Annotated in this window: 24 protein-coding genes; 16 read left to right on the top strand and 8 right to left on the bottom strand. The window is 60.6% G+C overall.

Annotated elements, in window-relative coordinates:
• Positions 1–83: 83 nt before the first annotated feature.
• Positions 84–2,276 (bottom strand): TonB-dependent hemoglobin/transferrin/lactoferrin family receptor, encoded by a 2,193-nt coding sequence (locus ACQ4LH_RS20390; RefSeq protein WP_430698866.1) that lies wholly within the window; start codon positions 2,274–2,276, stop codon positions 84–86.
• Between the two features lie 130 nt (positions 2,277–2,406).
• Here ACQ4LH_RS20390 and ACQ4LH_RS20385 point away from each other — a divergent pair, with 130 nt between their 5' ends.
• The 9 genes from ACQ4LH_RS20385 to ACQ4LH_RS20345 are packed head-to-tail and all read left to right on the top strand — an operon-like array spanning position 2,407 to position 9,303.
• A complete protein-coding gene (locus ACQ4LH_RS20385) occupies positions 2,407–3,099 on the top strand; it encodes an energy transducer TonB (protein WP_430698865.1) in 693 nt (230 codons plus the stop codon).
• A 21-nt stretch (positions 3,100–3,120) separates the two neighbouring features.
• A complete protein-coding gene (locus ACQ4LH_RS20380; protein WP_430698864.1) occupies positions 3,121–4,191 on the top strand; it encodes a hemin-degrading factor in 1,071 nt (356 codons plus the stop codon).
• 1 nt (position 4,192) lies between these two features.
• Positions 4,193–4,834: a MotA/TolQ/ExbB proton channel family protein gene (locus ACQ4LH_RS20375; protein WP_430698863.1), complete on the top strand. Its 642-nt coding sequence runs from the start codon at positions 4,193–4,195 to the stop codon at positions 4,832–4,834.
• Complete coding sequence (locus tag ACQ4LH_RS20370) at positions 4,831–5,262, top strand: ExbD/TolR family protein (protein WP_430698862.1); 432 nt, start codon at positions 4,831–4,833, stop codon at positions 5,260–5,262. Before ACQ4LH_RS20375 ends, ACQ4LH_RS20370 begins: the two co-directional genes overlap by 4 nt.
• Positions 5,249–6,148, top strand: coding sequence for a heme/hemin ABC transporter substrate-binding protein (locus ACQ4LH_RS20365; RefSeq protein WP_430698861.1), 900 nt, complete (start codon positions 5,249–5,251; stop codon positions 6,146–6,148). The genes ACQ4LH_RS20370 and ACQ4LH_RS20365 overlap by 14 nt, the downstream gene beginning before the upstream one ends.
• Complete coding sequence (locus ACQ4LH_RS20360) at positions 6,145–7,182, top strand: FecCD family ABC transporter permease (protein WP_430698860.1); 1,038 nt, start codon at positions 6,145–6,147, stop codon at positions 7,180–7,182. Before ACQ4LH_RS20365 ends, ACQ4LH_RS20360 begins: the two co-directional genes overlap by 4 nt.
• On the top strand, positions 7,182–7,949 hold the full coding sequence (locus tag ACQ4LH_RS20355; RefSeq protein WP_430698859.1) for a heme ABC transporter ATP-binding protein: 768 nt from the start codon (positions 7,182–7,184) through the stop codon (positions 7,947–7,949). Before ACQ4LH_RS20360 ends, ACQ4LH_RS20355 begins: the two co-directional genes overlap by 1 nt.
• Positions 7,950–7,959: 10 nt before the next feature.
• Positions 7,960–8,841 carry a ChaN family lipoprotein gene (locus ACQ4LH_RS20350; protein WP_430698858.1) on the top strand — a complete coding sequence of 294 codons (882 nt, stop codon included), beginning with the start codon at positions 7,960–7,962 and terminating at the stop codon, positions 8,839–8,841.
• Between the two features lie 54 nt (positions 8,842–8,895).
• A complete protein-coding gene (locus tag ACQ4LH_RS20345; protein ID WP_305594472.1) occupies positions 8,896–9,303 on the top strand; it encodes a nuclear transport factor 2 family protein in 408 nt (135 codons plus the stop codon).
• A 276-nt stretch (positions 9,304–9,579) separates the two neighbouring features.
• Here the strand turns inward: ACQ4LH_RS20345 and ACQ4LH_RS20340 are convergent, their stop codons facing one another.
• The 5 genes from ACQ4LH_RS20340 to ACQ4LH_RS20320 all read right to left on the bottom strand — a co-directional run bounded on the left by ACQ4LH_RS20340 (position 9,580) and on the right by ACQ4LH_RS20320 (position 13,542).
• Positions 9,580–10,380 carry a Crp/Fnr family transcriptional regulator gene (locus ACQ4LH_RS20340; protein ID WP_430698857.1) on the bottom strand — a complete coding sequence of 267 codons (801 nt, stop codon included), beginning with the start codon at positions 10,378–10,380 and terminating at the stop codon, positions 9,580–9,582.
• Positions 10,381–10,486: 106 nt separating this feature from the next.
• Positions 10,487–10,759: a TfoX/Sxy family protein gene (locus ACQ4LH_RS20335; protein ID WP_275961632.1), complete on the bottom strand. Its 273-nt coding sequence runs from the start codon at positions 10,757–10,759 to the stop codon at positions 10,487–10,489.
• Between the two features lie 39 nt (positions 10,760–10,798).
• Positions 10,799–11,554 carry a class I SAM-dependent methyltransferase gene (locus tag ACQ4LH_RS20330; RefSeq protein ID WP_430698856.1) on the bottom strand — a complete coding sequence of 252 codons (756 nt, stop codon included), beginning with the start codon at positions 11,552–11,554 and terminating at the stop codon, positions 10,799–10,801.
• Complete coding sequence (locus tag ACQ4LH_RS20325; protein ID WP_430698855.1) at positions 11,551–11,895, bottom strand: pentapeptide repeat-containing protein; 345 nt, start codon at positions 11,893–11,895, stop codon at positions 11,551–11,553. Before ACQ4LH_RS20325 ends, ACQ4LH_RS20330 begins: the two co-directional genes overlap by 4 nt.
• Before the next feature lie 84 nt (positions 11,896–11,979).
• On the bottom strand, positions 11,980–13,542 hold the full coding sequence (locus ACQ4LH_RS20320) for an AAA family ATPase (protein ID WP_430698853.1): 1,563 nt from the start codon (positions 13,540–13,542) through the stop codon (positions 11,980–11,982).
• Between the two features lie 117 nt (positions 13,543–13,659).
• Between ACQ4LH_RS20320 and mrcB the strand changes: the two genes are divergently transcribed.
• The 3 genes from mrcB to ACQ4LH_RS20305 are packed head-to-tail and all read left to right on the top strand — an operon-like array spanning position 13,660 to position 17,022.
• Positions 13,660–15,978, top strand: coding sequence for a penicillin-binding protein 1B (gene mrcB, locus ACQ4LH_RS20315; RefSeq protein WP_430698852.1), 2,319 nt, complete (start codon positions 13,660–13,662; stop codon positions 15,976–15,978).
• 16 nt (positions 15,979–15,994) lie between these two features.
• Positions 15,995–16,693 (top strand): tetratricopeptide repeat protein, encoded by a 699-nt coding sequence (locus ACQ4LH_RS20310; protein WP_430698851.1) that lies wholly within the window; start codon positions 15,995–15,997, stop codon positions 16,691–16,693.
• Entirely contained in the window at positions 16,693–17,022 is a 330-nt protein-coding gene (locus ACQ4LH_RS20305; RefSeq protein WP_430698850.1) for a YqcC family protein, read from the top strand. Before ACQ4LH_RS20310 ends, ACQ4LH_RS20305 begins: the two co-directional genes overlap by 1 nt.
• Before the next feature lie 15 nt (positions 17,023–17,037).
• On the opposite strand, the gene ACQ4LH_RS20300 is transcribed toward ACQ4LH_RS20305, so the two are convergent.
• Positions 17,038–17,481, bottom strand: a complete 444-nt coding sequence (locus ACQ4LH_RS20300; protein ID WP_430698849.1) for a DUF4124 domain-containing protein — start codon at positions 17,479–17,481, stop codon at positions 17,038–17,040.
• A 407-nt stretch (positions 17,482–17,888) separates the two neighbouring features.
• On the opposite strand from ACQ4LH_RS20300, the gene ACQ4LH_RS20295 reads away from it, so the two are divergent.
• Positions 17,889–19,613, top strand: a complete 1,725-nt coding sequence (locus tag ACQ4LH_RS20295) for an acetolactate synthase 3 large subunit (protein ID WP_339526270.1) — start codon at positions 17,889–17,891, stop codon at positions 19,611–19,613.
• Positions 19,614–19,615: 2 nt separating this feature from the next.
• On the top strand, positions 19,616–20,107 hold the full coding sequence (gene ilvN / locus ACQ4LH_RS20290; protein WP_090256033.1) for an acetolactate synthase small subunit: 492 nt from the start codon (positions 19,616–19,618) through the stop codon (positions 20,105–20,107).
• Between the two features lie 88 nt (positions 20,108–20,195).
• Here the strand turns inward: ilvN and ilvY are convergent, their stop codons facing one another.
• A complete protein-coding gene (gene ilvY / locus ACQ4LH_RS20285; RefSeq protein ID WP_430698848.1) occupies positions 20,196–21,077 on the bottom strand; it encodes an HTH-type transcriptional activator IlvY in 882 nt (293 codons plus the stop codon).
• 124 nt (positions 21,078–21,201) lie between these two features.
• Between ilvY and ilvC the strand changes: the two genes are divergently transcribed.
• A complete protein-coding gene (gene ilvC, locus ACQ4LH_RS20280; protein ID WP_275961622.1) occupies positions 21,202–22,218 on the top strand; it encodes a ketol-acid reductoisomerase in 1,017 nt (338 codons plus the stop codon).
• A gap of 156 nt (positions 22,219–22,374) precedes the next feature.
• Positions 22,375–23,187, top strand: coding sequence for a CDP-diacylglycerol--serine O-phosphatidyltransferase (gene pssA / locus ACQ4LH_RS20275; protein ID WP_275961621.1), 813 nt, complete (start codon positions 22,375–22,377; stop codon positions 23,185–23,187).
• Positions 23,188–23,300: the final 113 nt, after the last annotated feature.

Genomic DNA, 23,300 nt, shown 5'->3' with positions numbered 1-23,300 from the left:
AAGTAAAAGAGGAGGGCGCATCCTTGCGCCAAGTGGAACTCTTTTTCGCGGCTAGTTAATAGCGCGGATAACGTATTGCTGGGTCAGATTTCCCAGACCAGATTGACGGCGGCGTGGCGGCCCGGCTGGCTGAAGCGGCCCATGCTTGGGCTATTTTCGGTTAGACCGCGCACATCACCCCACTGCCAGTACTCTTTGTCGGTCAGGTTGAACAGGCCGGCATTCACGGCGAAGGCGTCGGTCATCTGCCACCAGCCGTTGAGGTCGAGTACGCCATAACCCGATGTCTCGGCGTGATTGGCGGTTTGGGTCATGTCGACGCGGGTTTTCGCCGCCACCAGGGTCCAGCTCAGCTCGCCACCAAACTTGCCGCTCGGCTCGCTGTAGCCCAGGCCGAACACCCCCTTGAGCGGGTCGACACTGTTGATCGGCTGGCCTGTGCCTTCATCCTTACCGCGGGCGTAAGCCACGCTGCCGCGGGCTTTCCAGCCAGCCGGCAGGCCCAGTTGGTCGAGGAACAGTTCGCCTTTGGCTTCCGCACCGCGAATGGTTACGCGATCACGGTTGACGTACTGGAACTCGCCGAAGGGGAAACCCGGCACGCTGGAAGGCCGGCTGACCTGCTCAATAAAGTCGTCGTACTGGTTGTAGAACAGCGCCGCACCAAAGCTGCCGATGGCGTACTGGCCGCGCAGGCCCAGCTCGAAGCTGTCGCTGGTTTCTGCCTTCAGGTTGGTATTGGCCAGGGTGCGGTACATGCCGGGGTTGGCGAACTCGCCAAATATCTCGATCGCCTGCGGTGCACGGAAGCCTGCAGCGTACTGACCGTAGACGCTGTGGGCGTCGTCGAGTTGGTAGGTCACGCCAAACTTGGGCGACAACGCCGAATCCTTGAAGTCGCTTGGGTCGCGCTCGGTGGCCTGGCTATTGAGGTACTTATTGGTGACGTGTGGGCTCATCTCATAGTGGTCGTAGCGCAGGCCCGGTAGCAGGGTCCAACGGCCGATGCTGATGCTGTCCTGAGCAAACAGGGCGTATTCCTTGGTGGTCGGATCGGGGAAATCGCTGGTGGGCAGAACAGGCGTGGTCACGCCGGTGGCCAGTACGGTCTCGCCGCCTTCGCGCAGATCCGCGTTCTTCAGGTGTTTGACGTCCAGACCATAGACCAGCGCATGTTCCGTGCTGCCGATGCTGAAGGCCTTGTCCAGCTTGGTGTTGAACGCCCAGAGCTTTTCTTCGTAGTACGAGTCACGTGTGCGGTAGCGTGGCTGTCCGCCGACCACGCGGTCCTCGAACGTTTGCTGACGCGTCTGGCTGTCCTGGTAGCTGAGCTGGCTGTGGATCTGATCAACCAGCAGGGTGTCGAGTTGCTGGGTATGGGCGAGGGAATAGCGCTCACGGTCGACGCGGTCTTCAGCATCCTGGGTACGGATGGTGGCTGTGTTGCTGTAGTTGCTCAGTACGCGGGTGTCGGTGTCGTCTTGGTAACGCTCGTAGGTCAGCTGCAGGCGGCCGCTGTCGCTGTAATCCCAGCCGAATTTGCTCAGCAGGTTGTCGGTACGGTAATCCAGCGGATTGGCCTGCTCGCGGGTTGCGCCGATACCACCCTGGCCGCTGTGGGTGTCCGTGGCCTGGCCGCTGCGCCGGCCCAGGTGCAACAGGCCATCGACCTGGCCCAGGCGTGCGGCGAAGGTGGCGCTGCGCTGCCAGCTGTCATCGCTGCCGTCATAGCCGGTTTTCAAGCGTGCGTAAGCGTCATCGCCTTCGTCCAGATAGTCGCCAGCATCCTTGGTCAGGAAGCTCACCGCGCCGCCAATCGCATCGCTGCCGTACAGCGAACTGGCTGGGCCACGGATGATTTCCACCTGTTTGACGGTGTCGAGGTCGACGTAATCGCGCTTGGCGCTGAGGAAACCGCCAAAGGAGAAAGCGTCCGGCATACCGATGCCATCGACCTGGGTCAGTACGCGGTTGCCGCCAATGCCGCGGATGGTAAAGCCCGACAGGCCGAAGCGATCACCACTGCCACCGACCGATACGCCGGGCTCGTAGCGCACCAGATCCTTGATGTTCTTGATGTTCTGCTGGTCGATCTGCCGTTCGGTCTGTACCGACACTGTGCTCGGCACCTGGTCGAGTGTCTGCTCGGTACGGGTGGCCGTGACGGTCACGGTATCGAACTGGTTCGGCGCTTTCTCGGCGCCAAGGGCCAGCGATGGGCTGAGTAGCAGCAGGGCAAGCAAGGGGCGGCGGGCGAATGGAGGACTTCTGTGCATGGGGACTCCAGGATCGTGCGGGTGGTTTCTGTGACCACCGGGTTGGCATCGGCGGCAAAGCTAAACGACATTGACATGCGAATGCAAATAATTATCAAATAGATTTAATTCGATTTGACCGGGTAATCGCATGCTGCGTTTGTCGCTGTTTCTGCTGCTGTCGCTGGCGCTGCATGCCGCCGGCTGGCTGCTGCATGACGAGGCGCAACCGCCTGCGTTGAGTGCGGCGCAAACCCGCGAAGCGCCTCAGGTATTACGCCTGGCTGCAGTGCTGCAACAGGTCACGCCGGCGCCGACCAAGCTGCCAGAGCAACCGCAACCGCAACGCCAGGCGGTAGTGCCTAGAAATGCGCCGGCGCCTAAGCCTGCAATGCAGGCGCCCGTGGCCAAGGCAAAGCCAGCGGTAGTGGCACAGCCAACTCGAAACCAGCCCGTGCAAGCGCAGCCAACCGAGACAATCAGTCAATCGGCAGCAGTGGTTGCAGCGGCTCAAACCGCGCCCGCCAAGCCGGTTGCCGCAAAGCCGGCCGCTGAAGTGCTCAGCACTAAACCGAGCTTTCGCGAGCCGCCACGCCAGCCGAATTACCCGTCCCAGGCGCGCCGGCGTAATCAGCAGGGTGTGGTGCTGGTCGAGGTGCGTCTGGATGAGCGCGGCCAGCAACGCAGCCTGAATGTGCTGCGCTCCTCGGGCGTGGACAGCCTCGATCGCGCCGCTCTGGAGGCGGTTGCCAAGTGGCGTTTCCGCCCTGAAACCAGCGGCGGCCAGGCCGTGCCTAGCCGCGTACAAATCCCTATTCAGTTCGCTTTGACGGCGAGCCGTTGATTAATCAGTGAGGAGTTTTCCATGAGCACACACGCCCAATCCGTCGCGCCCAGCAATGATCTGTATCTGGCCTGGCAGGTGCTGCGCAGCGAGCAGCCACGCCTGCGCGCTCGCGATGCCGCCGAGCGTCTGGCCGTCAGCGAGGCCGAACTGGTGGCCAGCCGCCTCGGTGTCGACGCTGTGCGCTTGCAGCCAGACTGGGCGCAGCTGCTGCCGGCATTGGGCGAGCTGGGTTATGTGATGGCGCTGACCCGCAATGAGCATTGCGTGCATGAACGCAAAGGTTATTACCGTGAAGTGACGGTCACCGGTAATGGTCAGATGGGGTTGGTGGTGTCAGCCGATATCGACCTGCGCCTGTTCCTCGGCGGCTGGGCCAGTGTGTTTGCCATCGAGGAGCAAACCGGCAAAGGCACCCAGCGCAGCATTCAGGTGTTCGACCGTCAGGGCACTGCGGTACACAAGATATTCCTTACCGATGACAGCCAGATAAGTGCCTGGGCGCCGCTGCTGGAACGTTTCCGCATGGCTGAGCAAAGTGCCGAACTGGAGCTGATGCCTTTGCCCCAGACGCAGCCGGCGCAGGCCGATGCTCAGGTGGATGTAAATGCCCTGCGGGTGGGTTGGTCGACCCTCAAAGACACCCATCACTTCTTCGCGCTGCTGAAAAAGCACGGCACTACACGCACCCAGGCCCTGCGTCTGGCCGGGAGCGAGTGGGCCGAGCCGCTGGACGTGCGCGAGCTGCCAAAACTGCTGGAGCAAGCCGGTGCGCGTGAAGTGCCGATCATGGTGTTTGTCGGCAATCGCCACTGCATCCAGATTCACTCCGGCCCAGTACGCAACCTGCGCTGGATGGATACCTGGTTCAACGTGCTCGATCCCGAGTTCAATCTGCACTTGCAGACCACTGGCGTGACCGAGCTGTGGCGGGTGCGCAAGCCGAGCAGCGATGGCGTGATCACCAGCTGGGAAGCCTTCGATGCCAATGGCGAGCTGGTGGTGCAGCTGTTTGGCGCGCGCAAACCGGGCGTCCCGGAGCGCGAAGACTGGCGCGCCCTGGCCGAAAGCGCACCAGCGCTGGAGTGCTGAGATGAGCCAGTGGTGGAGTGCGATGGGGCCGCTGGGCTGGCCGCTGGCGCTATGTTCGCTGCTGGCGCTGGCACTCATTCTGGAGCGCCTTAGCGTATTTCTGCGTTTGCAGCCGCTGAGCACTGCCGCTGGGCGTGCGGCAGTCAGCGCTTGCCGCACCTGTGAGCGTGAACACTGCAAAGGCCGTGCGCGCGGTTGGCGCTATGGCTTGGCGCTGTTGCTTAAACACAGCGCGTTGCCGGCGGTGCAGCGTGAAGAGCTGCTCGGCTGCTGGCTGCTGGAAGAGCGTCAGCGCCTCAATCGACAACTGCGCTTGCTGCAGCTGATCGGCATGCTGGCGCCCATGCTCGGCCTGCTCGGCACTGTGCTGGGTATGCTCGAGATGTTTGCCAATATCGCCGGGCAGAACAGCCCGGTAACTCCTGCGCTGCTCGCCGATGGTCTATGGCAGGCGCTGTACACCACGGTGTGGGGGTTGCTGATCGCCATTCCGGCGCTGGCGGCAGGGCAGGGCTTTTCCTTGTGGGCCGAGCGTTATCTGGAGGGCGTGCAAGCGTTACTCAATCGCTGTCAGCTGGCATTGGATGGCCTGGAGCTGGAACTGCCGAGTAATCAGCCGGCCGCGCAGTGGGTGTTGCCGTGATCCGTCTGCCGGCCGCCAACAGCTCCCAGGGCAATCTGCTGCCCGATCTGACACCACTGCTCGATGTGATTTTTATCGTGCTGGTGTTCTTTCTGCTGACCGCGCAAACGCCACTGCTGGAGCTGCCCTTGCAGTTGCCGCAGAGCCGCGAGACGTTGCCCACGGCGAGCGCAGGCAGTGGCGAACGCATGCAAATACAGCTCTCCGCTGACGGAGCTTGGCGCTTTAACGGTGTGCAGCAGACGGATTTCAACGCGCTGCGCACTGAGCTGAGCGAAGCCTTTGCCGCCGACAACACGGTAGGTCTGGACCTGGCGCTGGATCGTCAGGCACCGCTGTCGGCATTTCTCGATCTGATGGCCTTGCTGCAGCAGCAGGGCATTCAGGACAGTCGCATTCTTCTAGAGGCCAACCATGAAACGCCTTAATACTTTGTTCGCCCTGGGCGCGAGCCTGTTGTCCTGTGCCTCGGCGATGGCCGCCGAACCCTTGCCGCAACGCTGGATCAGTTCCGGCGGCTCGCTCAGCGAGTGGGTGGTGGCGCTGGGTGGTGAGAGCCGTCTGGTGGGAGTGGACAGCACTAGTCAGCACCCGCAGTCGCTGCGCGCTTTGCCGAGCATCGGTTATCAGCGTCAGTTGGCCGCCGAAGGCATGCTGACGCTGCGCCCGGATATGTTGATCGGTAGCGAGGAAATGGGGCCGCCGCCAGTGCTGGCGCAATTGCGCGGCGCCGGTATACGGGTGGAAATGCTCTCGTCCAAGGCGGATCTGACCAGCCTGCAAGCCAGCCTGCAACGCATCGGTACGCTGCTGGGTGAGCCGCAACGCGCCGATCAGGCCTTTGCGGCTTATCAACAGCGCTTGCAGCAGCAGGCCGACTGGCTGGTGACTGCGCAGCGTCAGCAGGCGGCGCCGGGTGTGTTGCTGTTGCTCGGGCATGCCGGCGGTAGCCCGATGGCGGGTGGCAAGGACACCTCGGCTGACTGGCTGATTGAGCGTGCCGGCGGGCGCAATCTGGCCAGCCATAGCGGTTACAAGGCGCTGTCCACCGAAGCCCTGCTGGCGCTTGACCCGGAGGTGGTGATCATTGCTGATCGCAGTCTTTCTGGTGATGCCGCGCGTGAGGCGCTGCTGCAGCAGAACCCGGCGCTGGCGGCGACCCAGGCGGCGCGTAACCAGCGTTTGCTGATGCTCGACCCGACGCTGCTGGTCGGTGGTCTCGGCCCGCGTTTGCCGGATGGGCTGGCGGCCTTGTCCGCAGCCTTTTATCCTGCCAGCCAACCTCTGGTCGCCGAAGCTAAGCCCACGCCATGAATCCTGTTATTCGTCCGCGCTCACTGTTTATCGCACTGAGCCTGTTGCTGGCGCTCGCGCTCTGGTTATCCCTGGCGCTGGGGCCGGTCAGCCTGCCGCTGCTCGATACCCTTAAAGCGGCATTGCGCCTGCTGGGCCTGGCGCAACCGGGTGATGATCTGGCCCAGGCCGAATTGATACTCGGACAGATTCGTCTGCCGCGCACCTTGCTCGGGCTGCTGGTCGGCGCGGTGCTGGCGCTGTGCGGGGTGGCGATGCAGGGGCTGTTTCGCAACCCGCTGGCTGACCCGGGCCTGATCGGGGTCTCCAGCGGCGCGGCTCTCGGTGCGTCGATTGCGATTGTCGGCGGCGCGGCCCTTGGCGGTTTGCCGGAAGCCTTTGCACCTTATCTGTTGTCGTTGTTCGCCTTTATCGGCGGCCTTGGGGTGACGGCGCTGGTCTATCGTCTGGGCCGGCGTGACGGCGAAACCAATGTGGCGACCATGCTGCTGGCCGGCATTGCGCTGACGGCACTGGCCGGTGCGGCCATCGGCTTGTTCACCTACCTGGCCGATGACGCCACCTTGCGTACCCTGACGTTCTGGAACCTGGGCAGCCTTAATGGTGCCAGTTACAGCCGTTTATGGCCGTTGCTGCTGGTGACGGCGGCGGTGGCGCTGTGGTTGCCGCGGCGGGCCAAGGCGTTGAATGCCTTGCTGTTGGGCGAGTCTGAGGCCCGCCATCTGGGTTTTGCCGTAGAGCGGGTCAAGGCCGAGCTGGTGTTTTGCACCGCACTTGGCGTCGGCGCGGCTGTGGCAGCGGCGGGGATGATCGGCTTTATCGGCCTGGTGGTGCCGCATCTGGTGCGTCTGCTGGTCGGGCCGGATCATCGCGTGCTGTTGCCGGCCTCGGCCCTGGCGGGCGCCAGCCTGCTGCTGCTGGCGGATCTGGCGGCGCGGCTGGCATTGGCACCGGCCGAACTGCCGATTGGTATCGTCACGGCGCTGATTGGCGCGCCGTTCTTCCTTTATCTGTTGTTGCGGGGGCGTACCTGATGCTGCGCGCGGAAAATCTGGCGGTACAGCGCGGCCCGTGCACGGTGTTGGCGGATATCAACCTGGAGCTGCGTCCGGGTGAAGTGCTCGGCGTGCTTGGGCCCAATGGCGCCGGCAAGAGCACCTTGCTGGGCGCCTTGTGCGGCGAACTACAGCCGAGCCATGGCGATGTCTGGCTGGATCAGCGACGGCTGCAGGACTGGCCCGGCAGTGAGCGTGCGCAGCGTTTGGCGGTATTGCCGCAGACCTCGACGTTGAATTTTGCCTTTCGCGTGGAAGAAGTGGTCGGCATGGGCCGTTTACCCCACGCCAGCGGGCGTGTGCGTGACTCGCAGATCATCCATCAGGCGCTGGAAGCGGCCGATGCCTTGCACCTGGCCGGGCGCAGCTACCTGGCGCTGTCTGGCGGCGAGCGTCAGCGCGTGCACCTGGCGCGGGTACTGGCGCAGCTGTGGCCGGGCGGTGAAGGGCAAATGCTGCTACTGGATGAGCCGACTTCGATGCTCGATCCGCTGCATCAGCACACCACGCTGCAGGCCACCCGCGCCTTTGTCGAGCAGGGCGCAGCGGTGCTGGTGATCCTGCATGACCTCAATCTGGCTGCGCGTTACTGCGACCGCCTGTTGCTGTTGGAACGTGGCCGCCCTCATGCGCTCGGTAGCCCTGAGGAAGTATTGCGCGCCGAGCCGCTGCAGGCCGTGTTCGGTCTCGAAGTGCTGGTGCAACAGCATCCGGAACGGGGTCATCCTTTAATTGTTGCTCGTTAAGGTTGTGTTTATGCGTATTGCGTTATTGATGGCTGCCGCGCTGTTGAGTGCCTGTCAGGCCTCGTTACCGGCTTTACCCGCCTGGCAAAGCCCGGAAGGTTTACAGCATCCTGAGTTGGGGCAGATTGTTGAGCTGCGCACCGGCACGCGGCTGACGCCTGAGCAACTGCTGACGCGCTTGGCCGCTGCACCCAAAGTGCTGGTCGGCGAGCGGCATGACAATCCCGATCACCACACGCTGCAGCTCTGGCTGTTGCGGGCACTGGCAGTGCAGCGGCCGCAAGGCAGTCTGCTGCTGGAAATGCTGACGCCGGATCAACAGGTCAAGGTCGAACAGGTGCGCGCTGCCATCGCCGCCGGGCAGGCGCCGCAGGACATCCTCAGCGCCCTGGTCTGGCACCCGGGCTGGGCCTGGTCGCTGTACGGGCCGCTGGTGCAGCATGCCCTGCGTCAGCCTTATCCGCTGCTGGCGGCCAACCTCGAGCGTCGCGAGATCATGCAGATTTACGCTCAGGTGCCGCAGCTGCGAGGCCAGGCTTCTACAGCGCAGCCAGTGCGTGAGGCGCTGTTTGAACAGATTCGCCAGTCGCACTGCAACCTGCTGCCGGAAAGTCAGTTGCCCGCCATGCTCGCCGTGCAGCAACAGCGTGACCGGCGTATGGCCGAAGCCCTGCTGGCCGCGCCGGCGCCAAGTCTGCTGTTTGCTGGCGCCTTCCATGTGCGTCGTGAGTTGGGTGTGCCGCTGCATTTGCAGGATTTAGGTGCAGCGGAAGGTGTGCAGGTGCTGATTCTGGCGGAGGTAGGCAGCCAGGTTGCTGCAGATTCGGCCGATTATGTCTGGTACACGCCGGCGCAACCTGAGCAGGACCACTGCGCAAAACTGCGACCCTAGCCCGATTTGCCTGCGGCTGAGCAGGTAGTCTGCGGTTTTCACCGGAGACTGCTGATGCCAGCCGCTGCCCACGCCTTGCTTACCCGCTATTTCAACGCCCTCAACGAACGCGACAGCCGCGCCTGCCTGGCCCTGCTCAGCGCCGATGTGCTGCTGGATATCAATCAGGGCCCGCGCGAGCAGGGCGTACAAGCCTTTGCCGACTATCTGGAGCGCACCCAGCGCTGCTACCGCGAAAGCATCGATAACCTGCAGATCCTCACCGAACCAAGCGGGCAGCGCGCCGCTTGTGAATTTACCCTGAGCGGTGAATACCTGAGCACCGATGATGGCCTGCCAGACGCCTGTGGCCAGAGCTATCAGCTGACGGCAGCGAGTTTCTTCGAGATTCGCGACGGCAAGATCTGCCGGGTAAGCCAGCATTTCAATCTGCCGGAATGGTTGGCGCAGGTCGATTTCTAAAGGTTGCTAAGCGTACTTTTCGACAGGCAAAAAAAGACCCGGCAAGAGCCGGGTCAATAACCGTGATTAGCCTGATGAGGAGATAATCTGAAGAGGCCGACTGAAGGTCTCTTAAGCTTATCGGCTGATCTCGCGACCAGTTGCGGTAATAATAACAATTCTCATTTTCATGTCAACACCCCCAAACAAACTTTTTTATCGAGCTGCCAACTGCCTGCTTGGCCCATAAACAAAGAACCCGACACGAGGTCGGGTTCTTCAGGCTGCAAGCGGGTTTCAGGACACTTCGGCCGGCAGGCGCAGCTGAGTGACTTCCTTGTTCAGCAGATCGATACGCTTGGCCATGCTCTCGATCAGGCTGTGGGCAATCCGCGGGTTGCTTTGCATCAGGCTGAGGAACTGCTCTTTGGGAATCACCATCACGGTGCAGGGCTCGCTGGCCAATACGGTGGCGCTGCGCTTCTCTCGGGTGAACACCGCCATGGCGCCGAAAATTTCATCTTTCTGTACGTCACCGACTTTGTGCCCGTCGACGTACGCCTCGGCATGACCTTCGATGATGATAAAGACGTTGTCGGCGACATCGCCCTGATGGATCAGCTCTTCACCCGCAGCAAAATGCTGGAAACCGGTGGAGGGGCGAATTTCTGGCTGTTTCAAGCGTGCCAGGGCGTCGGAAAGCAGGGCGGTATGGCCGATCAGGTACTGGATAAACAGTTCCTGTCGCTGTTCGCTGGCATAGATGTGCTTGAACACTTCGCTGCGCGAGTAAGGAATCAGGCTCAGTTGCTCTTCGCTGCTGTAACGGCAGCTGGGCATGTCCAGGCCCTGGCGCAGGCCAACCAGGTCGCCTTCCTGCAGGTAAAACAGCGGGCGTTCATCGACTACGGCATGCAGCAGGCCATTTTCAATGATGAATAGCTGATTACCTGGCAGCATCTTGCCCAGGTCGTCCGCACGTTCAAGCTGTAGTGGCGATCCAGCAGGTGCAAGCCCATCGAGTAATTGAGTGGGGATGCTTTGTAGTCGGTTGATCAGCTGATCGGCGTAAGCCGGTTGCTCCCCGAGTAAATACATGAGCGAATTTCCTTGAACTGGCTGGGCATACTAAACCGCACGAACGTCCCTAAAACAATAGTTGCCAGCGCGCTTCAGGTAAATCAAAAGCCTGAGAGGTTGTGAGCTAGCTCTTGTTGTGGGGTGAACTTTCATCGAGCTGGCCATTCAGTTCGGCCTTATGCCCGGGTGGCAGTTCGTTCCAGTGCACGTCCAGCAGTGCGCCTTCAATCGCGTACAGCAGCACCTTGGATGCCCTGAAGCCCCGCGCGCGTACCGCTCGATAGGCACTCACCGCGCCCAGTCGACGCAGGTCATTGGCGCTGTGAATGCCAACCGCGTGGAGCCACTGGGCCGAGGTTTTGCCGAGGTTCTTCAGGTGTTGCAGTTCATCGTTCATCAAGCCTCCTTGCGCTGCTGGGCAGTCGTGCGGATGGAGTCAGTTTCGTGTGCCTGCCAGAAAGTGTAGCGGCCAGCGGACAAAACGTGGCTGTTTGGCATCACCCCATGCCTGGCGCAGTTTTGGCTGCAATTGCAGCAGAGGATCGGCACCGTTTTGCTGTTCATAGCGTTGCACCGCTGACCAGGTGCGCAGGTAGCCCAGCAGCTGCTCTAGCGTCCAGCTGGCTTCAATAGCCAAGGCGGGCGGGGTGAGTGCCTTAAGGGGGTTGTCGATATCACGGTAACCAGCATCGACACTGGCGCGGCCGGTTGGCCAGTAGCCGCCGAGGGTATTCCAGTAAAAATCGTCGATCAGTGTGTCCAGCTCAGCGTCGATGCGCATCAGGCTGTAACACCAGGCGCAGAACACCCCGCCGGGCTTGAGCAGGCGGTGTACTTCGGCAAAGAACGCCGGTGTGGCAAACCAGTGCAGCGCCTGCGCCACCACAATCAGGTCCAGGCTGTGGCTGTGCAGGGGTTGCGCCTGCGCCTTGGCGACGAACAACTGCAGCCCAGCTTGATCCGCGCCAGCCTGCAATTGCTCCAGGCTGGCATCGCAGGCCAGCACCTGCTTGAAGTGCTCAAGCAACGGATAGCTGGCCTGGCCATTACCACAGGCAATATCCAGCGCGCGAGTGCGCTCGGGGCATTGCGCGGCTAGCCAGGCAAACAGATTTTGCGGGTAATGCGGACGAAAGCAGGCGTAGGCGTCCGCTCGGGCGCCGAATAGCTGGCTGATGTGGTCGCCGCTCAACGAGTGTTGTAGCGCAGGCGGGTGCCGAAATTCACTGACATAAGAATCTCGTCAGCCGTCAGCTCCACGGGGAAGTAGGCCCCGGAAATCTGCGCGTGGGCCAGGCTGGCGCCTTCGAGTTGGGCATTGCGCAGATCGAGGCCGCGCAGGTCGGTGCCGCGAAAGTAGGCGTTGGTGAAGTTGATGCCCTGGGCATCAAGAGCGCGCAGGTCAATGCCGCGAAAATCACCGTCGCTCAGGTCGACGACTGTGTCTTTGGGCTTTTGCGCATTGAAGGCGGAAATCTGTTCGTTGCGGATCAGGATATACAGCGGGCTATCCAGTTGTCGGGGCTGACTCATGGGGCATCTCCATATGGGCTCACCGCCAGTATAGAAGCCGCGGCGCGCTCTGCTCGCGCCGCAACTCTATTGCCCTTTTGCTTGTTACAGGCCCGTAAGGCGCTGGCGAATGCGCGCGATCAGGGTGTCCAGACTGGCGCTTTCATGAGTCTCTACGCGCTTGCTGTGCAGCAGTTCATCGTCGGTCAGCGCTTCGCGGCTGGCTTGCTGGGCGTGCACGACGTCCATGGTGGCATCGGACGGGTCGCTGCCGGCGGCCTTGCGTTGCTCCAGCCAGCTGGCAATCACCTCGTCCGGGGCGCTGCATTCCAGAATCAGGAAGGGTGCGCCGCAGGCTTCGGCAACCTGGCTGGCCGCTTCGCGCTGTGCCTGCTTGAGGTAGGTGGCGTCGATGACTACCGGGAAACCGGCGTGCAGCGCGGCGTCGGCCAGCTGGTGCAGGCGCTGGTAAGTGGCGGCGCTGGCGTCCTGGGTGTAGATGCCGGTACTGAGTTTGCCGAGGTCGGCATCCTTCTGCTCACCGAACAGGCGCTTGCGCTCTACATCCGAACGCAGACGAATGGCGCCGAGTGCTTCAACCAGGCGCATGGCGACATGGCTTTTGCCCACTGCGGAAACGCCGTTGGTAATGACCAGGAAGTTCGACGGGATGGCGCTGTAGCTTTCCGCCAGGTTGGCGTAGTTGCGGTATTGGCGCAGGGTTACCGCCTTTTGCACTGCATCGGTCTGATGGGCCAGGCTGAACAGCGCGACCTTGGCGCGTACCAGCGCGCGATAGGCCTTGTAGAAATTCAGCAGCTCCAGAGCGGCGTAATCACTGGTGTGCTCCAGCCAGCCATTGACGAAGCGCCAGGCATGGGCCTTGAGACCGCGATCTTCCAGGTCCATAGCGAGGAAAGCGGCGTCCGAGGCGATATCGATCAGGCGAAATGGCTCGTTGAACTCGATGCAGTCGAACAGCACCACCTGATCGTCCAGCAGAGTGGCGTTGCCCAGGTGGATGTCGCCGTGGCATTCGCGGATCGAACCATTGGCTGCGCGCTTGGCCAGCAGTGGCTCGAGGCGCGCGTAGTTGGCTTCGGTCCAGGCTTGCAGGGCTTCAAGCTGCTGCAGATCGGCCGCGTCATTGAGCATCGGGCGAATCTGTTCGAAGTTCTGCCGCATCGGAGCGACGATCGCTTCGGGGGCGCACAGCGTATGGTTGGCCGCGACCGCAGGGGTCGAACCGTGGAAGTCGGCAATTTGTTTGGCCAGCGCGTCGATATGCGCCTCGCTCAGTTCGCCGCGCGCTTGCACGTCACTGAGCAGCTGGCTTTGCGGGAACTGGCGCATTTTCAGCGCGTATTCGATGGCTGGACCAGTACCGCCCAGTTGCGGGGCATCGACGCTGCCAGTGATTGGCAGCACTTCCAGATAAAGGCCCTGGGTCAGGCGCTGGTTGAGGCGCAGCTCTTCCTTGCAGAAGTGTTCACGTGCGCTCAGCTCGGTGAAGTCGAGAAAGCCGAAATTCACCGGCTTCTTGAGCTTGTAGGCAAAGGGGCCGGTGAGCACCACCCAGGAAATATGGGTTTCGATGACCTGGAACTGCTCCACAGGATGAGGGTAGAGGGCCGGGTTCTGCAGTGCGGCGATCAGAGCTTGGCTCACGGGCGATCCTTGGCGTTGTACTGAATAAGAGGCGGCCATTATGGCCGCTCAACGCCAGTCTGCAAACCGCTGAGCTGGCCTGCTGGCAAGCGGGCAAAGTGCGTATAATGCCGCGCCATGACTCGTACCCGATCTTCCCGTCCCCGTTCTAAACGCCGTTCTGGCGGTATGCGCCCCTGGTTGGGCTGGGCTATCAAGCTCGGCCTGGTTGGTTTGGTGGTACTCGCCGTGTTTGCGGTTTATCTCGATGCTGTGGTGCAGGAGAAGTTCTCCGGCAAGCGCTGGACTGTGCCCGCCAAGGTCTATGCCAGGCCACTGGAGCTATTCGTTGGGCAGAAACTGGCCAAGGATGACTTCCTCAAGGAGCTGGATGCCCTGGGCTATCGCCGCGAAAACGCAGTGGCCGGCCCCGGCGGCGTGTCGGTGGCAGGCAACAATATCGAGCTGCATTCACGCGGCTTTCAATTCTATGAAAGCACCGAGCCGTCGCAGCGCGTGCGCGTGCGCTTCTCCGGTGACTATGTTGCGGGCCTGACTCAGGCCGGTGGCGGCAATCTGGCGGTGGCGCGGCTTGAGCCGTTGCTGATTGGTGGCTTGTACCCAGCGCACCAGGAAGACCGCGTGCTGATCAAGCTGGAGCAGGTGCCGCCGTATCTGGTGGAAACCCTGGTGGCGATTGAGGATCGCGAGTTTTTCAATCACTTCGGCGTGTCGCCCAAGGGCATTGCTCGCGCGGTGTGGATCAACGCCACCGCCGGTCAGCTGCGTCAGGGCGGCAGTACCCTGACTCAGCAGTTGGTGAAGAACTTCTACCTGACCAACGAGCGCACCCTGGCCCGTAAGGCAACCGAAGCCATGATGGCGGTGCTGCTGGAGCTGCATTACGAGAAGAAGGACATTCTTGAGGCGTACCTCAATGAAGTCTTCCTGGGCCAGGACGGCCAGCGTGCGGTGCATGGCTTTGGTCTGGCCAGCCAGTATTTCTTCAGTCAGCCGCTGTCCGAGCTGAAGCTCGATCAGGTGGCGCTGCTGGTGGGCATGGTCAAAGGGCCGACTTACTACAATCCGCGCCGTAACCCCGAGCGTGCGTTGGAACGGCGCAACCTGGTGCTCGATGTGCTGGCAGCGCAGGGCGTGGCCAGCACTGAAGAAGTTGAAGCGGCAAAACAGAAACCGTTGGGCATTACCCAGCGCGGGACTTTGGCGGACAGCTCTTTCCCGGCCTTCCTCGATCTGGTCAAGCGCCAGCTGCGTGAGGATTATCAGGAGCAGGACCTGACCGAAGAAGGCCTGCGCATCTTCACCAGCTTTGATCCGATCATGCAGCTCAAAGCCGAAAGTGCCTTGGCCGACACCCTGAAACGCCTATCCGGGCGCAAGGGGGTTGATCAGGTTGAGGCCGGGATGGTGGTGACCAGTCCGGAAAGTGGCGAGGTGCAGGCCATTATTGGTAGTCGCCAGCCGCGCTTTGCTGGCTTCAATCGGGCGTTGGATGCAGTACGGCCGATTGGTTCGCTGATCAAGCCTGCGATCTATCTGACGGCTCTGGAACGTCCGAGCCAGTACACCTTGACCAGTCTGCTTGAAGATCAGCCGTTCTCCATCAAGGGTCAGGATGGTCAGGTCTGGAGCCCGCAGAACTACGACCGCAAGGCCCATGGCACGATTTATCTGTATCAGGGTCTGGTCAATTCCTACAACCTGTCGACCGCCAAGCTCGGCCTGGAAATCGGCGTGCCGGAAGTGCTGAAGACGCTGAACCGCTTGGGTGTCGAGCAGGAGTGGCCGGCGTATCCGTCGATGTTGTTGGGCGCAGGCGGACTGAGCCCGATGAGCGTGGCGAATATGTACCAGACCCTGGCCAATGGCGGCTTCAATACGCCGTTGCGCGGTATTCGTGCGGTATTGACGGCAGAGGGTGAGCCGCTCAAGCGCTACCCGTATCAGATTCAGCAGCGCTTCGACAGCGGCGCCATTTATCTGTTGCAGAACGCCATGCAGCGCACGATGTCAGAAGGCACAGGACGTTCGGTCTACAGCCAGCTGCCGCGTTCCCTGGCCTTGGCCGGTAAGACCGGCACCAGTAACGACTCGCGCGACAGCTGGTTTGCCGGCTTCAGTCAGGACGTTCTGGCGGTGGTGTGGCTGGGGCGTGATGACAACGGCCCCACACCGCTGACCGGTGCGACTGGTGCGCTGCAGGTGTGGACGGACTTTATGCGCAAGGCCGACCCGCTGCCGCTGGATATGCCCGTGCCGGATAACGTGGTGCAGGCCTGGGTGGATGCCAGTAGCGGCCAGGGCACCGACCCGAGTTGTCCGAATGCAGTACAGATGCCGTATATTCGCGGCAGCCAACCCGTCGCCGGGCCGGCCTGTGGTATTCAGGCGCCGGTCAACGAAGTGATGGATTGGGTACGCGGCTGGTTGGATTAAGTGAAGAGGGTGTGACGTGAATAAGTGGTTGATTCCAGCTGTAACGGCTTCGTTGATGTTGGCTGGTTGCAGCAGTGTGCCGCGCGGCTCGATTCCGGTAGTTGAAGGCGGCACTGCTGTCGCCGGCGCGCAATCGGGTACGCCAGGTGGGTACGGTGCCCCCGCTGCGCAGCCTCAGGCCCTGCCGGAAGACTCCGGCGTGGTGGTGATGGTGCCGGGTGGTGGCGGGAGTTCCGCGCCGATTCAGTCGTTCCCTGCAGGCAATGCCCCGCTGGATACCGGCAGCACTACGCAGCCGTGGAGTGCTACGCCGCCCGCCACAACCCAAGGCGGCTATGTCGCGCCGGCGCCCAGTGGCATTCCAAGCGGTGGTTTGGCCATGGATGAGCAGCTGGATGGCCCGGTCCTGGCCTTGTTGACTACGGCTCAGCAGCAGCAGGGTGGTGGTGATCTGAATGGCGCTGCCTCCAGTCTGGAGCGCGCTCAGCGTATTGCACCGCGTGAACCACAGGTGCTCTATAAGCTTGCCGAAGTACGTTTGGCTCAAGGCGATGCGGCGCAGGCCGAGCAGTTTGCCCGGCGTGGTCTGAGCTATGCCAACGGTCGCCCGGCCTTGCAGGCCAGTCTGTGGAACCTGATCGCCCAGGCGCGCGAGCGTCAAGGTGATGCTGCGGGTGCCGCCCAGGCCCGTGAGCAGGCGCGAGTTAGCCTCTGATGGATGCGCGCGTACCTGTGGTGGCGGAGCAGCTGCTGCTGATCGAGCGCGAGCTGCGCGTGCAAGGTTGGTGGGATGCGCAGGCGCCTAGTGCACAGGCGTTATCCAGCCAGCAGCCGTTCTGTGTCGATACGCTGGCGTTCGAACAGTGGCTGCAGTGGATATTTCTACCGAGGATGAAGCAGATGCTGGAAGCAGGTGCCGCATTGCCCAGTGTTTCCGGGATTCAGCCGATGGCCGAGCAGGTGTATGGCGGTCAGGCCAAGAAGGCCAGAGTGCTGATCAAGCTGCTGGGTGAATTCGATCAGCTGATTGTTGGCGCGAGCTGAGTCGCGCCAATCGGCTTATTTGCAGTTTTCGGCAATCGCCTTCTGCGCTTCGCTGATACGGCTTTGGCGCTCTTCTTCGCTTAGGCGGCGCACTTCACCGTCTACATCCACGCGTACGCGCGGGTTGTTCTGCAGTTGTGCGAGGTTAGTGCGCACATCTTCACAGTACTTCTTGCGCTCCACTTCTTTGGCCGCGACGTCCTGTTTGACCTTTTCATCGATGGCCGCCTGCTCGGGGTCGGCGATGCTTTCGAAGGTCGGCGCCGCTTTCTTCTCTTCTGCGACGGCAGGTTTTGGCGGCGGTGTTGCGGTGTTGATGCTGGTGGCGTCTTGGCCTTGTGGTGGCTGTGCGCTGAAGTGCGTCACGCCTTGGGCGTCGACCCACTTGTAAACCTGGCTGGCCATGGCGGTGGCGCTCATGGCGAGCAGCAAGCTGCTGGTGATCATCATGCGGCGCATGCGGTTTCCTTATATTGAGCTGCGGTGCCTGCTGACTACTATAACCAAAATGTTCGAATCGTCATCCTGCGCTGCGTCACAGCAGAAGATTGCAGATTCAATCACGGATTGCTTGACTTGGCAGCGCCGAATCTCAACAATTCCACGCTCGCTGTAGTGGAGTCCGCCGCAAGCAGGCTTTAGCTCAGTAGACATGAGGTGCACACCCGCGCCGACCTGTTACACCCGCAACGCGTTACCTCGCGCTGGGTGGGAAGACCCCGCAACACTTTGGGGCATTCCCAATACTTGCTCAGTTGTAGCTGACGTAGTCGGCGACCACCGTCGCTCATGCTCTGCTGACAGTAAACCTATCTTAGGCCGTCCTCCTTGTTGGGCGGTTTTCTGGCGTTTTAGAGGTGAACAACGTGGAGCTTTTATCCGGCGCTGAAATGGTCGTCCGCTTTTTGCGTGACGAAGGCGTTAAGAACATCTATGGGTACCCGGGCGGTGCTCTCCTACACATCTACGATGCCCTGTTCAAAGAGCCGGAAGTCCAGCACATCCTGGTTCGTCACGAGCAAGCGGCAACCCATATGGCTGACGGTTATGCCCGTGCCACCGGTAAAGCCGGTGTGGTACTGGTAACGTCCGGCCCTGGCGCAACCAATGCCATTACCGGTATTGCCACCGCCTATATGGACTCCATTCCGATGGTGGTGTTGTCTGGCCAGGTGCCAAGCAACATGGTTGGCACCGATGCCTTCCAGGAAACCGACATGATCGGTATCTCCCGGCCGATCGTGAAGCACAGCTTTATGATCAAGCACGCCTCGGAAATTCCAGAAGTTCTGAAAAAGGCCTTCTATCTGGCCCAATCCGGCCGTCCAGGCCCGGTGGTCGTGGATATTCCGAAGGACATGACCAACCCGGCTGAGAAGTTTGAGTACGTCTATCCGAAGAAGGTCAAGCTGCGCTCCTACAGCCCTGCACTGCGCGGTCATTCTGGGCAGATCCGTAAGGCGGCTGAATTGCTGCTGACGGCCAAGCGTCCAGTGATCTATTCCGGTGGTGGCGTGATCATGGGCGGTGCTGCAGCGCCGCTGACTGAACTTGCGCAAATGCTCAACCTGCCAGTCACCAACACCCTGATGGGTTTGGGCGGCTATCCAGGCACCGATCGCCAGTTCCTCGGCATGCTCGGTATGCACGGCAGCTACACCGCCAACCTGGCAATGCACCACGCCGATGTGATCCTGGCGGTTGGTGCGCGCTTTGATGATCGCGTGATCAACGGCGCGAGCAAGTTCTGCCCGAATGCCAAGATCATCCATGTCGATATCGATCCAGCCTCTATTTCCAAGACCATCAAGGCCGATATCCCAATCGTCGGCCCGGTTGATAGCGTGATGACCGAGATGGTCGCGATCCTTAAAGAGATCGGCGAGCAGCTGAATAAGGATGCTCTGGCGAGCTGGTGGAAGCAGATCGAAGAGTGGCGCGGTGGTCGCATCATGTTCCCTTATGACAAGGGCGACGGCAGCATCATCAAGCCGCAGACCGTGATCGAGACTCTGTCCGAAGTCACCGGTGGCGACGCGTTTGTGACCTCCGATGTTGGTCAGCACCAGATGTTTGCTGCCCAGTACTACCGCTTCAACAAGCCGAACCGTTGGATCAACTCCGGCGGCCTGGGCACCATGGGCTTTGGTTTCCCTGCGGCCATGGGCGTCAAGTTGAGCTTCCCTGATGACGAAGTCGCCTGCGTAACCGGTGAAGGCAGCATCCAGATGAACATTCAGGAGCTGTCGACCTGCCTGCAGTACGGTTTGCCGGTGAAGATCGTCAACCTGAACAACGGTGCGCTGGGTATGGTGCGCCAGTGGCAGGACATGAACTACGGTAGCCGTCATTCGCATTCCTATATGGAATCGTTGCCGGACTTCGTCAAGCTGGCCGAGGCCTATGGCCATGTCGGCATGCGCATCACTGACCTGAAGGATCTAAAACCGAAGATGGAGGAAGCCTTCGCGATGAAAGATCGCCTGGTGTTCCTCGATATCCAGGTTGATACCAGTGAGCACGTCTATCCGATGCAGATCAAAGACGGTGCAATGCGCGATATGTGGCTGAGCAAGACGGAGCGTACCTAATCATGCGACACATTATTTCCCTGCTGCTGGAAAACGAGCCCGGCGCATTGTCCCGCGTGGTCGGTCTGTTCTCGCAGCGCAACTACAACATCGAAAGCCTGACTGTGGCACCGACCGAAGACCCGACTCTGTCGCGTCTGACGCTGACCACTGTGGGTCATGATGAAGTCATCGAGCAGATCACCAAAAACCTCAACAAGCTGGTCGAGGTGGTCAAGCTGGTCGACCTGTCAGAAAGCGCTCACGTCGAGCGCGAGCTGATGCTGGTCAAGGTCAAGGCCACTGGTGCTCAACGTGCTGAAGTCAAACGTACCACCGACATCTTCCGTGGGCAGATCGTCGATGTGACCAGCAGCGTTTACACCATTCAACTGGCCGGCACGAGCGACAAGCTGGACAGCTTTATCCAGGCCATCGGCACTGCTTCGATTCTGGAAACCGTGCGCAGTGGCGTTACCGGCATTGCCCGTGGCGACAAGGTGCTGAGCATCTGATTGCGTTGTGCTGATAAAACGAAAAGCCCTCAGAGAGAGATCCCTGAGGGTTTTTTGCGTTTCGGGGTCAACGGCTCGCTGCCCGCATTTAGCGTTGGCGATTCCAGAAGGCGTTGATCAGCGGATCTTTAAGGCGCTTCTCCAGCGCGAACAGGCCAATGTCATAGGCAGTTAGTGGTGGCTGAATATCGTAGATGCGGATGCGAGCGGTCAGTGGGCTGTTGTCGAGGACGATTTGCGGGACCACACCAATGCCAAAACCCAGGCTCACCATGCTGACGATGGCTTCATTGCCGCTCACTTGGGCGTAAATGCGCGGTTTGATGTTGTGGTTTTTTAACCATCGATCGGTGCGGGTTCGGGCAAGGCCTTCTTCTGAGAGAATCATCGGTACGTCTTTCCAAGTGTCCGTACCGGGGAGCTTCAGTTGTTCCTCGCTTAACAGCTGGGGTGACAGTGGGCCGATAAAGCACAGTGCGGAACGAGCAATGGATTGAAACGCGACGCCAGCGGGCAAGCTGTCGGGGCGGGCGCCGATGGCCAGGTCTTCCAGTCCTTCTTGCACGCGCTCTACGGCTTTGGCCGGGTCGCCGGTGTGCAGCTTCATTTCAATGCGTGGGTAGTCCTGGCGAAAGCTGCTCAAGATGTCATAGAGGAAGCTGTAGCTAGCGGTTACCGAGCAATACAGTGAGAGCTCGCCGTGGAGGATCAACTGGTCCTGCTTAAAGGTCTGGCGGATGGCCTGCCAGCCATTCATGACCTCGTTCGCATACTCGCGAAACTGTTGTCCCTCGCGGGTCAGGCGGACTGAGCGGTTGTCTCGCAGAAACAGTGGCGCGCCCAGTTCGTCCTCGAGTTGCTTGATGCTGCGGCTGAGTGCGGAAGGGCTGACGTGTTGCTCGCGGCTGGTTTTGCCGAAGTGCAGGTGGTCGGCCAGGGAGAGAAAGAGCCTGAGTGCGTGACTATCCATAATCGTTTCAAATATCGGCATGTTGTGTTGCAAATATATCATTTTACGCAATAGGGCGGATCACTTAAGGTGTCTTCGTCGCGGTGCATGCACCCCATCCCTTTCGATTAAAAGAGCCAAGAACATGAAAGTTTATTACGACAAAGACTGTGACCTCTCGATCATCCAGGGCAAGAAAGTTGCCATCATTGGCTACGGTTCCCAGGGCCACGCTCAAGCGTGCAACCTGAAGGATTCCGGCGTTGACGTGACTGTTGGCCTGCGCAAAGGCTCGGCCACTGTTGCCAAGGCTGAAGCCCACGGCCTGAAAGTGACTGACGTTGCTTCCGCCGTTGCTGCTGCCGACCTGGTCATGATCCTGACCCCGGACGAGTTCCAGTCCTCGCTGTACAAGAACGAAATCGAGCCGAACATCAAGAAAGGCGCCACCCTGGCCTTCTCCCACGGCTTTGCCATCCACTACAACCAGGTTGTGCCGCGTAGCGATCTCGACGTGATCATGATCGCGCCGAAGGCGCCGGGCCACACCGTGCGTTCTGAGTTCGTCAAGGGCGGCGGTATCCCTGACCTGATCGCTATCTATCAGGACGCTTCCGGCAACGCCAAGAACGTTGCTCTGTCCTACGCCGCTGGTGTTGGTGGCGGTCGTACCGGCATCATCGAAACCACCTTCAAGGACGAAACTGAAACCGACCTGTTCGGCGAGCAGGCTGTTCTGTGTGGCGGTACCGTTGAGCTGGTTAAAGCCGGCTTTGAAACTCTGGTTGAAGCCGGTTACGCGCCGGAAATGGCTTACTTCGAGTGCCTGCACGAACTGAAGTTGATCGTTGACCTCATGTACGAAGGCGGTATCGCCAACATGAACTACTCGATCTCCAACAACGCCGAATACGGCGAGTACGTGACCGGCCCGGAAGTCATCAACGCCGAGTCCCGTCAGGCCATGCGCAATGCTCTGAAGCGCATTCAGGACGGCGAATACGCCAAGATGTTCATCAGCGAAGGCGCAACCGGCTACCCTTCGATGACCGCCAAGCGTCGTAACAACGCTGCTCACGGTATCGAAATCATCGGTGAGCAACTGCGCTCCATGATGCCGTGGATCGGTGCCAACAAAATTGTCGACAAAGCCAAGAACTAAGGTTTTATGACGTAAGAAAAAACGCGGCCTTGGCCGCGTTTTTTCATGGTGCGGCAAGGCTTCTGGTATAAAGCCTGAGTGTTGCATGGGCGCTGGCGTGAACCCTGATCGTCAGCGCCTGTCGAAATTCTCCAAATCCGTTGCAAGGTGTTGTTCATGAATGAACGTCCAGATGAGCCGCAGTCTCCCGCCGACGCTGAAAGTTTGCTGCCAATCGATGAGCATATAGAAGAGGGGCATGACGCCGAAGGGCGCAAGGTCCGTCATCGCGGTATTTATCTGCTGCCCAACCTGTTTACCACGGCCAATCTGTTTGCCGGGTTCTACGCCATCATCAATGCCATGAACGGCAACTTCTATGTGGCCGCCGCCGCAGTGTTTGTTGCCATGGTGCTGGATGGTCTGGATGGGCGTGTCGCACGCTTGACCAATACCCAGAGTGCTTTCGGCGCCGAGTATGACTCGCTGTCCGATATGGTCGCCTTTGGTGTGGCGCCTGCCTTGCTCGCGTTTGAGTGGGCGCTGGGCAGCATGGGCAAGGTCGGCTGGATGGTGGCCTTCATCTATGTAGCGGGTGCCGCGCTGCGTTTGGCGCGCTTCAATACACAGATCGGCAGCGTCGACAAACGCTACTTTATCGGTCTGGCCAGCCCGGCTGCTGCGGGTGTGGTGGCGGGTACGGTGTGGGCCTTCAGTGATTTTGGCATCAAGGGCTCGAATATGGCCTTTGTGGTTGCCATCCTGGTGGCTGCTGCCGGTATGCTGATGGTCAGCAATATCAAGTACAACAGCTTCAAGGATCTCGACTTGAAAGGGCGCGTGCCCTTTGTAGCGATTCTGGCGGTGGTGCTGGTGTTTGCTGTGGTGTTCAGTGATCCGCCACGCATTCTGCTGATCATCTTCCTTGCATACGCGGCCTCGGGCCCGATTCAGTACCTGCTGCGCCTGCGTCGCGGTAAAAGCGCTTAGCTGCTGCGCGATAGTTACGACAAAGCCGTTGAAGCGCCAGCTTCAACGGCTTTGTCGTTTCTGCAGGCGGCGCGCTAGTGGTTCGTGTGGCTACAGCCCTTGAGTTCGTGGGT

This window comes from Pseudomonas peli, assembly GCF_050563605.1.
GTDB classification, from domain to species: domain Bacteria; phylum Pseudomonadota; class Gammaproteobacteria; order Pseudomonadales; family Pseudomonadaceae; genus Aquipseudomonas; species Aquipseudomonas peli_A.
This window is presented reverse-complemented; position numbering and strand designations above follow the sequence as displayed.